This window comes from Streptomyces olivaceus (assembly GCF_000721235.1).
Classification (GTDB): domain Bacteria; phylum Actinomycetota; class Actinomycetes; order Streptomycetales; family Streptomycetaceae; genus Streptomyces; species Streptomyces olivaceus.
The window spans coordinates 48,283-58,492 of sequence record NZ_JOFH01000038.1 but is presented as its reverse complement, the minus strand read 5'-3'; the positions used below and the strand labels follow the sequence as shown (position 1 = coordinate 58,492).

Sequence of the window (10,210 nt, the reverse complement as noted above, 5' to 3'; positions counted from 1 at the left end):
CCGCGAACTGCAGACACTCCTCGCGATCTGGACCGGCGCCTGCCCCACCTGTCACCGCGACATCCCAGACCTCACACCGACATGACCAAGCACTACTAGTACTCCAGTCAGAAATCGTTGCCTGAGCTGGTTCTTCTTCGGTAGTGGCAGCGGCGGGCTGCGGCTTGGTGTCGTCTGCGCCAGAGGGACCAGTTCAGGGCGTGTGTAACGGGTCCGAGGCGGGGTGTGGGGCGGGGCAGCAGAGCGTCCAGGAGTCGGCTGGATCGAGTCCCGGAATCGCGGAGCATTCCTCCGCAGGCGCGGATCGGGCCCAGTGGCGCCGCAATGCCGGGATGAACCTGGGCCTGTCCCCCGAGAGGACTGCGGTCAGTCCGCCGTCGGGGCCGCCGTCAGGGCTTCGGAGGTCAGTTCGCCACGTGGGCCGACGGCGTCGGCCACGCTCAGGCAGGTGCTGTCGTGGAAGATACCGAGTTCGTAGTGCACGGAGTCGGCGTCGACGGAGCGGACCGTTAGCCCGATCTCATAGTCGCCCGGGTAGGTCACCTCACCGAGATACTGGATCTGGTATGACGAAGGGGGCAGATCTGGCACCGAGCTCGCACCACTTGTCCCAATCGAGTGCGAGGTGAAGGTGGCGACGGCCTCGTCGTACCAAGTGGTCAATGCGATGAAGTTGACGTGCTGGTTGGAGTCGACGTCACCGATCCGGGAACGCAGCGTGGCCCAATGCGAGTAGTGGGCACGTTGCAGGCGTTCAGGGCGTGGACGGGCAGCTGCCGACGTAGCTGTCTCCGGTAGCTGCATCTCGTCGAGATCGGCGATCAGCTCGTCCGGAAGCTGGAGCGGCCCCGAGTTGTCGGCCAGCACGACGGTGGCGTCGCCACTGCCCACTTGCTTGCCGTCGACCATGATCGCCTGTTCGAAGGTGAATGAGGAGTGCCCGATCCGGCGAACGCCGGTGTGTACTTGCAGGTGGGTACCGGTCGGGCCGGCCGGAGCAAGCCGGTTGACCCGTTGGCCGACGAGCAAGATCTGGTACGGCCCGAAACCACCCTTACCAATGAGGCGTTCGAAGCGGTGCAGCCGCAGCCGGATCCGGGCGTCTTCCAGCCAGCGCGCCATGCCGATTGTGCTTGCCGAGCCGTTCCGACCAAGATCGGCCTGTCGCACCCGGACATCGATCTGGATACCGAGCCTCTGACTGTCAGGAGTGTTCATGCATGATCACCTTAGAGCAGCGTCAACTTCGCTGCCAGGTCGGACAGGACATACCACACGACCAGGTCCAGTTGCTCCAAGCCGCACCGCGACTGTGCGCAGCACCGACGATCTTGCCTTTTCGGTAGTGGCAGCGGCGGGCTGCGGCTTGGTGTCGTCTGCGCCAGAGGGGCCAGTTCAGGGCGTGTGTAACGGGTCCGAGGCGGGGCAGCAGAGCGTCCAGGAGTCGGCGGACTTCTGCCGGGGTGAAGTGAATGGTGCTGATGGGGTCGTTTCTGCGGCTCCCCTTTCAGTGGTCGGGGCTGCGACAGCGGCCAGGAACGTGCGGGCGAGCATGGCCAGGGTGATGTGCCGGTACCAGCCCGGGTAGCGGCGGATTTCGTACTCGTCGAGGCCGTATTCGTCCTTCGCTGCCTGGAAGGCTTCCTCGAGCGCCCAGCGCACCCCGGCGATCCTGACCAGTTCGGGGGTAAGGGTGCTGTTCGGTGGGACGGTCACCGTCAAAGACATCGATCACCGGCAGACGGGCTGCTGCCCAGTCGTAGGAACGCGGGCCTTTTGGCGGGTCGCCGCAGGAACGTCGTTCCCATGCCTCGTCGGGAGCGCCGGCGATGGCCTGGCCGATACGGCCGAAGGGAGCGTGCAGTTGCTGGGACTTCAACACGGCCAGGACCTAGCCGACACCGGCTTCCTCCAGGGTGCGGCGCATGGGCCATTCCTGTCCGTAGGGGCAGTCGCCCGTCGCCCGGGCGACAGGGAGTGGCGAAGCAAGAGCCCGCAGGATCATCGCGCGGGCCCCCTCCCTTGGTCGCGAAGCCACGACTGTCAGGGACTTTCGCCGCCCGGTACCGGTCCGCCTCCGCAGTCCAGGACCTGGGCAGGTAAAGCTTCCGGTCCACCAGAGCCCTTTCTCCTGAGGAGGCATACTCGACGAAGACCCCGATCTGGTAGGACACCGGCTCGCGGTAATGATCGTGAGCCGCGACGGGGCCGGTCTCGCCCGGAGAGGGTGCGCGGGTCAGCTTCGACGCCGTCGAGGGCTCGCGTGAGCGGAGCGGCATCGGGGGTTCGAGCCATCGGACCACTCCTCCCTGATTCAGACGACGCCGACATCGCCTGGTCTGCCCACGTGTGAAAAGCACGTCGAAATCCGGCTCTCCCACACAGAGATCACCGAGCTGATCGCCCCGTGCACCCACGCCCTGCCAGGAAGGCTTCGGACGGCGAGCGGCGGATTGTGGCTGCACCGTGGCAGGCCCATCAGCCACGGCTCGAACGCCACGCATCCGACCGCGAGCTGGTCGGCGCGCCGCGCCGGAGCCGGTCAACCTGAGGTTTGGTTCGGCGGCATCGCGCTGTTCGATCCGTTCACCATCGCGCGATGCGGGACACCTCCCGAGGGTCCGATCAGCCTCAACGCCGTGATCGCCGCACCGTCGTACGGACCCTGATCGCCGCGTGATGACGGGCGACTGGCTGAGCGGGGGTTTCGCCGAGGCGTGACTCAGGTCACGTCGCGCGAGGTGGCTTCGTTCGCCACTTGATGTCAAGGTGTCACTTAGTGACGCAGAGTTTGCCCCCAAGACGAACCCGGAAGAGCTGATCACCATGCAGACCACCAGTCCCCAGGAGGCGGCGCTCGACATGCAGGCGGCAGACCAACGGACGAAGAAGTCGGCGCTCGAACAGGCGGGCGGCACCAAGGGGGTCATCTACTCGGCGCTGCCCGCTGTGGTGTTCGTCGTCGCCAACAACGCCAGGGGACTCAAGGTGGGCGTCCTCGCTGCCCTGCTCGTCGCCTTGGGCATCGCGGTGCAGCGGCTGATGCGCAAGGAGTCGATCCAGCCCGCGCTCGGCGGCATGTTCGGCGTGGCGATCGCCGCCGGCATCTCCTGGTACACGGGATCCGCCAAGGACTTCTTCCTCATCGGCATCTGGCTGAGCCTGGTCGGCGCCGTCGCCTTCGTCCTTTCCGTGGTGCTGCGGTGGCCCCTGGCCGGCCTGATCTGGAACTCGACGACCGGCAAGGGCACCGTCTGGCGGGCGGACAAGCGTTCGCGGTTCTACTACGACATCGCCACCCTGGTGCTGGCCGCCATCTTCGGCGCCCGGTTCGCCGTCCAGCAGTACCTCTACCAGGCCGACGAGGTCGGCTCCCTTGGCTTCGCCAAGATCGCCATGGGCTACCCGCTCCTCGCCGTCGGCTTCCTGGTCGTCGCCTGGGCCGCCCGGGCTTCCGACAAGCGACTGAAGGCCGTAGGGCTGCTGCCCGCCAAGCGCAGCTAACCGACTCCCCGCTCCCCGTCCGTGCCGGACGGGCCCCACGGCCCGTCCGGCACACGCGTCCGCACCGCGGAGCGACCACGGCCGATTTGGGCGTCGTCTCTTGTGGGGTTGCCGACCTCCGCACCGCCGCTGCGAGCACACGGCCGGGCACTTCCAGGCCCTTCGCCGGCATAGCCGCAGCTGAACGACGTCTTTGTCCCACGGCCGAATGACGAGGTGACCCCATGCAGGTGAGCAATCGCGTCGGACCTGGGATGAGCGAGCAGCGGGGCTGCCGGATCCGGTTGGAGATCTCTCGGGAGGCGTCGCGTCTCTTCTGGGAGCAGGGCGTTGCCGCGACCAGCGGCGACCAGATCGGCGAAGCAGTGGGCCTGTCGACGCGTACCATCTGGCGGCACTTCCGGAGCAAGGAGAGCTGCGCCGAACCGATCATCTTGCATGGCGTCGCGTGGGAGATGGCCGCCCTGCGCCGCTGGAAACCCGAACTCTCCCTCGATGACCATCTCGCCGATGAGATGAGCAGGCATGGCCGCGACGCCGACAGGGCGGAGCGCGCCGACGACGCGCTCGCGATGAAGATGATCGCGCTCAGCAGCAGGGAGCCCGCGCTCCGCACGGTCTGGCTGATGGCCTGTGACCAGGTAGAACGTGAGCTGGCCGGGAGCATCGCCGACCGACTTGACCTGCCGGCCGACGACATCAGGGTGCAGGTGCACGCGGCGGCCGCCTCGGGCGCCCTACGAGTCGTCAACGAGGAGATCGGCGATGCCCTGCTCGGCGGTGCCGACGTGCGCCGGTTCGCACATGCGCACCAGCTCCTGGCCCAGGCGATCCGCGGTGCCACGGGAGGCGCCGTGGGGGACGCGGCTACGACCTGAGATCCGTACGCGACGACCCCGTCAGGTCGCACAAACACCGGCATTGAGTGTCCCGTTCGGCATGCGCCTGAGCGGGCTGCCCGCGCTGTTCGCCGTGTGTGACACAGGCCGGGTGGCAGGTCGATCCACCGGCGCCGGATCGGATACCGCCCGTTCCCGATCCCTCGAAGCATTCCCGTCAGGTGGCGCTCGGTACCCAGTGTGTACGCCACCTGCTGTCCTTGATTGGAAGACTCAGTGACTACCGACTATTCCCCTGCGACGAAGCCGGAAGCGGTGACGATGCCGCCCCGGCAGGTGCTTCAGGCGGTTTCCGGGCTGGTGGCCGGTTTGTTCGTCGCCATCCTCGCCGGAACCGTGGTGGCCAACGCGCTGCCCAGGATTACCGCTGAGCTGGGGGCGAGCCAATCCTCATACACCTGGGTGATCATCGCGGAGCTGCTGGCCATGACGGCCACCGTTCCGTTGTGGGGCAAGCTGTCCGACCTCTACAGCAAAAAGCTGCTCCTCCAGATGTCGCTGGGCCTATTCGTGGTCGGCTCGCTCGTGGCCGGGTTCTCCCAAGGTGTCGGCATGCTGATCTTCAGCCGGGTGGTGCAGGGTGTGGGGGCCGGCGGACTCACGGCACTGACGCAGGTCGTGATGGCGGCCGTCATCCCCCCGCGGAAGCTGGGCAGGTACTCCGGCGTCTTCGGCGCCGTCTTCTCCGGCGCCACCGTGGCCGGCCCGCTGATCGGCGGCCTCCTGGTGGACACCTCCTGGCTCGGCTGGCGGTGGTGCTTCTTCATCGGTGTGCCCTTCGCACTCCTTGCCATCGCGCTGCTGCAGCGCACACTGCACCTTCCGCACGTCCGCCGCGAGGTGAAGATCGACTGGCTCGGTGCCCTCCTGATCGTCGCCGGTGTCAGCGCCCTGCTCATCTGGGTCTCGATGGCGGGCAGCACGTTCGACTGGTTCTCCTGGCAGACGGCCGCCCTGGGCGGTGGCGGAACGCTGCTGCTGGCGGCGGCCGTCCGGGTCGAGTCCCGGGCCGCCGAGCCGATCATCCCGCTGAGCATCTTCCGTAACCGCACCGTGGCGCTGACCAGCCTGGCCTCCCTGCTGGTCGGTGTCGGCCTCTTCGGCGGCACCGTCTTCCTCTCGCAGTTCTTCCAGGTGGCCATGGGCAAGTCGCCCACGACCGCCGGTCTGATGAGTCTGCCGCTGGTCCTGGGATCGCTCGCCGCCTCCACGTTCGCCGGACACCGGATCAGCGCGACCGGCAGGTGGAAGCGGTACCTTGTGGCAGGCACCGTCCTCATGACCGCCGGCCTCGCCCTGCTGGCCACCATCGGATCCCACACGCCCTTCGTTCTGCTGAGCGTCTACATGGCCGTCCTGGGGACCGGCGTCGGCATGCTGACGCAGAACCTGGTCCTCGCCGCGCAGAACGACGTGCCCGCCGACACTCTGGGCAGCGCGACCTCCGTCCTGTCCTTCTCGCGCAGCATGGGCGGGACCGTGGGCACCAGCGTCCTGGGGGCGGTCCTCGCCCACCGCGTCGCCACCGAACTTGCCGACGGCCGCACGGCGGGAGGTGACACGCCGGGAGGCGGAGCCGGGCACGGTGTCCCCAACGTGATGACCCTGCCCGCGCCCTTGCGCGCGCTCGTGGAGAACGCCTACGGCATCGCCACCGCAGAACTCTTCTTCTGGGCCACCCCGTTCGCCCTGCTGGCGCTGATCGCCGTCCTGTTCATCGAGGAGAAGCCGCTCAAGACGACCACCAGCACGGAGCGACTCGCCGAGGAGAGCGCCCTCGCCGCCGGCGGCCGCGCCCTCCCGACCTCCACCGACACCCCCCGTGCCGACCTCGCCGAGCCATCGACCAGAGGCAGTGGAGGGTGCCCAGGCACCACCCGCCTGCTTGGCCGGCGACCGTCGCGACGCGCGTCGGGTCGCCCGTGAGCGCGACGAGGTCGACCAGCGAGCCGGAGCCGCAGTGTCGAGTGTCAGGTCGACGCAGTGCGGAGCGAGAGCGGTGAGGCGCTGTGCTAGACCGGGGCCGTAGGTGGTGGGAACGGCGCCGAGAGAGGTGGGGAGTGGTTGCGTTCATTGGCTGTCCCGATCACGGTGGCACCTTGTGCTACAGCGATCTTGACTGCCGCGCTCCCCACGCCTCCCTCGACGACCTCGACGACCTCGACGACCTCGACGAGGAGGGTGCGCCCCGCAGGTCCAGGTCGCGCAGTCGGTTTAGGCCGCGACGCACGAGGATGCGGTAGCCGGCGCCACGGTGACGGCGTGCAGCCGCTCAAGTTCTGCGGCGAGCCGGGCAGGCCCGTACTTGGTCTGCCGCCGCAGCGCTTCCACCAGGTCGGCGATGCCCTCGCTGGTGCGCGTAGGGCTGGCAGGCGGTCGGGAGGAGGGGGCGAGCAGGCCGCCCTCGCCGTGTGTCCGCCATCGGGCATAGCATTTCGCCAGGCAGCGACGCGAGATCCCGGCTTCCGACGCGATGTGCGCGATGGGGCGTCCAGCGTCGACGCGTAGGAACAACCGGAGCCGCCCTTCCGGGGGGAGGGGCGCGTTCGCGTGCACAGTCATGACCCACCGCGCGCCGCAGCTCGTGCTGCGGCACACGGGCCTCCGTTCGTATCGAGCAGGATCATCGAAGCCCCGGAGTGGGACGGGCACGACGCGATCGGGCATCCAGACCTTGGACGTGCCCGCCTGGGATCAGGCCCCGGACAGCGCCTCCGTCGGGGGCAGCCGGGACGCCCGTACGGCGGGGTACAGGCCGGCCAGGGCCCCGATGGCGAGGGTGGCGAGCAGGCCGCCCGCCATCGCCCAGGCCGGGACGACTGCCGGCCAGCCCTGCGCGACGGCGTACGCGGTGGTGACGCCCACCCCGATGACGACTCCGGCGATCCCGCCGAGTCCTGCCAACAGCTGGGATTCCGCGAGGAATTGGGTGCGGATGTCGCCTCGCCGTGCGCCGAGGGCCCGGCGCAGGCCGATCTCGGCGCGGCGTTCCAGGACGGAGATGACCATGGTGTTGGCCACGCCGACCCCGCCGACAAGGAGCGCAACGCCGCCGAGGCCGAGCATCAGGCCCGTGAAGGCTTTGTCGGTGGCGCCCTTGGCGGCGAGGGCGTCCGAGGGGCGGCTGATGGTCACTTCGGTGGGAGCCTCGGGGTTGACGGTGGCGGCGAGGACGTCGCGTACGGACGTGACCGCGCTGTCTGTGGTGCGGACGTAGATTGTCGTGGGGTGTCCGTCGAAGTCCAGGTACCGCTTGGCGGCGTCCCAGCCGACGAGCGCGCTGTCGTTCAGCTCGGGTGCCAGGAGCGCCTCGTCGAGGATGCCGACCACACTGAACCACTGACCGCCGAGCCAGACCCGGGTGTCCGGGCCGACTTCCCCGATACCCAGGCGGTCGGCGGCGCCGCTGCCGAGTACGACGGCCGGGTATTTGGCGGTGGCGGCGTTGAGCCAGTTGCCGCGGGAGAGAGCGCCGCCGACGGTGTCCAGGAGGTCGAGGCGGGCGGCCTTGACGTTGATGCTGCCGGTCTCGGCGGCCGGGATGTGGTCGTTGCGATAGACGTACGCCGTCACCTTGCCGGTGCCGGTTGCGGACTCGACCGGGGCGATCCGGCCCGCCATGTCGATGGAACGCTCGGGGAGTTTGGCCTCGCCGCCGGTGAAGGTTCGGCCGGGGGACGCGGTGAGGAGGTTGGTGCCCAGGCGGTCGAGAGTGCGCTGCAGTTCGGCGTGGCTGGAGGTGGAGATGCCCACCACGCCGATCATCGCCGCGATGCCGATGGCGATGCCAAGCGCGGAGAGGAAGACCCGCAGCGGGCGGGCGCGCAGCCCAGAGGCGCCGACGCGTACGACGTCGCGGGTGCTCATGCGGGAGACCTTCAGCACGCGGACACCGCCTGAACGTCGCCCTGGGCGTTCTGGGCGGAGTCGTACACGATGCGCCCGTCGCGAACGTGGACCTGGCGGGGCAGCGAGGCCGCGATCTCCCGGTCATGGGTGATGATCACGACGGTGGTGCCGTCGGCGTTCAGGGCGCGCAGCAGGTTCATCACGGTGGTGCCGGAGTGGGAGTCCAGGGCGCCGGTCGGCTCGTCCGCGAGGAGCAGGCTCGGCCCGCCGACCAGGGCGCGGGCGATCGCGACGCGCTGCTTCTCCCCGCCGGACAGCTCGTGCGGCCGGTGGTACACCCGGTGGCCCAGGCCGACTCGCTCCAGGGCGTTGCGGGCCGCGCGGCGGCGTTCCGCGAGCGGGATGCCCGCGTACAGCAGGCCCTCGGCGACGTTGTCGAGGGCCCGTACGCCCGCGGTGAGGTGGAAGTGCTGGAAGATGAAGCCGATGCTGAGCGCGCGCAGCGCGGACAGCTCCCGGTCGCCCAGGCCGGCGATGTCGTGGCCGTCGACGGTGACGGTGCCGCTGCTGGGCCGGTCCAGGCTGCCGATCATGTTGAGCAGGGTCGACTTGCCCGACCCGGAGGGCCCGACGATGGCGACCAGCTCGCCGCGGCGGATGTCGAGCGAGACGCCGTCGAGGGCGGTGACGCCGCCGGCGTACGAGCGGGTGATGTGGTCGAGGCGTACGACGTTGTGGTTCATCGCGGCACCCCGACCTTGTCGCCCGCCTTCAAGCCGGCGCCGGTGATCTCGACCCGGCCGTTCGCGAACATGCCGGTCACCACCGCGACCGTGCTGCTGACGGAGTCCTTGACGACCTGGACGCCGTATCCGCCCTCCGACAGCGCGAGGAGCGCGGAGATGGGCACGGTCAGCACGTTCTTCTTCTCCGCGGAGGTGATCTCCACATCGACGGGCGCGCCGTCGTAGCTGCCGAGCTTTCCCCTGTCCTTCTTGTCGATCTGGACCGTGACCTTGATGACGGTCTTGCCGTCGCCCTCTCCCGGAGCGCCGTCCCCGCCTTCGGTGCTGGCGACCTTGCCGACGGAGGTGATGGTCCCGGCCGCGTGTGCACCGTCGGGCAGGACGACGGTGACCTTGTCGCCACGGCGGACGAGTTTCTGCTTCTTCGCGTCGAGGTCGATGGCGACAAGCCGGCTGGTGCCGGTGTACGTCAGCACGGGGGAGCCGGGCTGGAGTATCTGGCCCTTCTTCACCTCCTGGCCGGTGACGCGTATCTCACCGTCGGCAACGACCAGGTCCGCGGGCTTGACCGTGCCCGTCTGTGGCACTCCGAGGTGCTTCTGCCAGCGCTTGACGGCCGCCGCGGTCTGGTCGGAGTACTCCTCGTCGGCGGTGAAGCCGGTGTAACCGAGGGCGGCCAGGACCCGTTCCACCTCGGCGACGTCGGGGCCTTTCGTGCCGGCGCGCAGTTCGCGGTAGAGAGGTGTGTCGCCGTAGATGAGGGGGATGGGCCGACCGTCGGCCTTGAGCGCGTTCTGGCCCTGCTTGATGGTGGCACCGAGCTTCGGCAGCCAGATCACGGTGCCCGACGCGCCGCTGGTCAGGGGCTGCTTGTCGCCGTAGCCGAGGCTGCCGGTGACGGTGTCCTGCTGAGCGAGGTCGGAGCGGGTCACCAGTGCGGTCGCCGGCGGCAGACCGCTGCCCTTTTCGGACTTCTTGCCGTTGCCGCCGCCGAAGCCGTACGCCGCCACGCCGGCCCCGCTGAGGACGACCGCGAGGGCGATCAGCGCGGCGGTGGTACGGGCACGGCGGCGACGCGGTGGGGCGTACCGCGGGCCGTCTGGTGACCTGCCCGCCGAGGCCCCTGACGGATCCTTTACCGGGTCCGGTTGAGAGGGAAACCGGTGCATCCGGGTCGTCTCGTCGCCGGTGGATTCGGGTGTGTGCGTCATG

At 69.1% G+C, this 10,210-nt stretch carries 8 protein-coding genes and 2 pseudogenes; 3 read left to right on the top strand and 7 right to left on the bottom strand.

Annotation, left to right across the window (positions count from 1 at the left end; all coding sequences use genetic code 11):
• Positions 1–366: 366 nt before the first annotated feature.
• Together IG94_RS0132220 and IG94_RS44435 are read right to left on the bottom strand one after the other, a co-directional pair.
• Complete coding sequence (locus IG94_RS0132220; RefSeq protein WP_031045473.1) at positions 367–1,218, bottom strand: acyl-CoA thioesterase; 852 nt, start codon at positions 1,216–1,218, stop codon at positions 367–369.
• A gap of 177 nt (positions 1,219–1,395) precedes the next feature.
• Positions 1,396–2,165: pseudogene (locus tag IG94_RS44435) on the bottom strand (IS701 family transposase); the annotation flags it as partial.
• A 661-nt stretch (positions 2,166–2,826) separates the two neighbouring features.
• On the opposite strand from IG94_RS44435, the gene IG94_RS0132210 reads away from it, so the two are divergent.
• The 3 genes from IG94_RS0132210 to IG94_RS0132200 all read left to right on the top strand — a co-directional run bounded on the left by IG94_RS0132210 (position 2,827) and on the right by IG94_RS0132200 (position 6,329).
• Positions 2,827–3,504 carry a DUF3159 domain-containing protein gene (locus IG94_RS0132210; protein ID WP_031045472.1) on the top strand — a complete coding sequence of 226 codons (678 nt, stop codon included), beginning with the start codon at positions 2,827–2,829 and terminating at the stop codon, positions 3,502–3,504.
• 224 nt (positions 3,505–3,728) lie between these two features.
• Positions 3,729–4,382 carry a TetR/AcrR family transcriptional regulator gene (locus tag IG94_RS0132205; RefSeq protein ID WP_043485180.1) on the top strand — a complete coding sequence of 218 codons (654 nt, stop codon included), beginning with the start codon at positions 3,729–3,731 and terminating at the stop codon, positions 4,380–4,382.
• 282 nt (positions 4,383–4,664) lie between these two features.
• Positions 4,665–6,329 carry an MDR family MFS transporter gene (locus tag IG94_RS0132200; protein WP_078892512.1) on the top strand — a complete coding sequence of 555 codons (1,665 nt, stop codon included), beginning with the start codon at positions 4,665–4,667 and terminating at the stop codon, positions 6,327–6,329.
• Here IG94_RS0132200 and IG94_RS43775 read toward each other — a convergent pair.
• From IG94_RS43775 to IG94_RS0132180, 5 genes and pseudogenes are all read right to left on the bottom strand, one after another.
• Positions 6,268–6,592, bottom strand: a pseudogene (locus IG94_RS43775) (NADP-dependent oxidoreductase); the annotation flags it as partial. The gene IG94_RS0132200 and the pseudogene IG94_RS43775 overlap by 62 nt on opposite strands.
• Before the next feature lie 25 nt (positions 6,593–6,617).
• The gene (locus IG94_RS44430) at positions 6,618–6,965 is read right to left on the bottom strand and encodes a helix-turn-helix domain-containing protein (protein WP_157852371.1); all 348 of its coding nucleotides are present in this window, start codon (positions 6,963–6,965) and stop codon (positions 6,618–6,620) included.
• 132 nt (positions 6,966–7,097) lie between these two features.
• Complete coding sequence (locus tag IG94_RS0132190; RefSeq protein WP_031045464.1) at positions 7,098–8,270, bottom strand: ABC transporter permease; 1,173 nt, start codon at positions 8,268–8,270, stop codon at positions 7,098–7,100.
• Between the two features lie 11 nt (positions 8,271–8,281).
• Positions 8,282–8,995 (bottom strand): ABC transporter ATP-binding protein, encoded by a 714-nt coding sequence (locus tag IG94_RS0132185; protein WP_052410965.1) that lies wholly within the window; start codon positions 8,993–8,995, stop codon positions 8,282–8,284.
• Positions 8,992–10,209: an efflux RND transporter periplasmic adaptor subunit gene (locus tag IG94_RS0132180; protein ID WP_124275113.1), complete on the bottom strand. Its 1,218-nt coding sequence runs from the start codon at positions 10,207–10,209 to the stop codon at positions 8,992–8,994. The genes IG94_RS0132185 and IG94_RS0132180 overlap by 4 nt, the downstream gene beginning before the upstream one ends.
• Position 10,210: the final 1 nt, after the last annotated feature.

Bases quoted from the DNA above. Each gene is read 5' to 3' on its own strand.
- IG94_RS0132220 (WP_031045473.1), bottom strand. From the start codon at position 1,218: ATGAACACTCCTGACAGTCAGAGGCTCGGTATCCAGATCGATGTCCGG.
- IG94_RS0132210 (WP_031045472.1), top strand. From the start codon at position 2,827: ATGCAGACCACCAGTCCCCAGGAGGCGGCGCTCGACATGCAGGCGGCA.
- IG94_RS0132205 (WP_043485180.1), top strand. From the start codon at position 3,729: ATGCAGGTGAGCAATCGCGTCGGACCTGGGATGAGCGAGCAGCGGGGC.
- IG94_RS0132200 (WP_078892512.1), top strand. From the start codon at position 4,665: ATGCCGCCCCGGCAGGTGCTTCAGGCGGTTTCCGGGCTGGTGGCCGGT.
- IG94_RS44430 (WP_157852371.1), bottom strand. From the start codon at position 6,965: ATGACTGTGCACGCGAACGCGCCCCTCCCCCCGGAAGGGCGGCTCCGG.
- IG94_RS0132190 (WP_031045464.1), bottom strand. From the start codon at position 8,270: ATGAGCACCCGCGACGTCGTACGCGTCGGCGCCTCTGGGCTGCGCGCC.
- IG94_RS0132185 (WP_052410965.1), bottom strand. From the start codon at position 8,995: ATGAACCACAACGTCGTACGCCTCGACCACATCACCCGCTCGTACGCC.
- IG94_RS0132180 (WP_124275113.1), bottom strand. From the start codon at position 10,209: ATGACGCACACACCCGAATCCACCGGCGACGAGACGACCCGGATGCAC.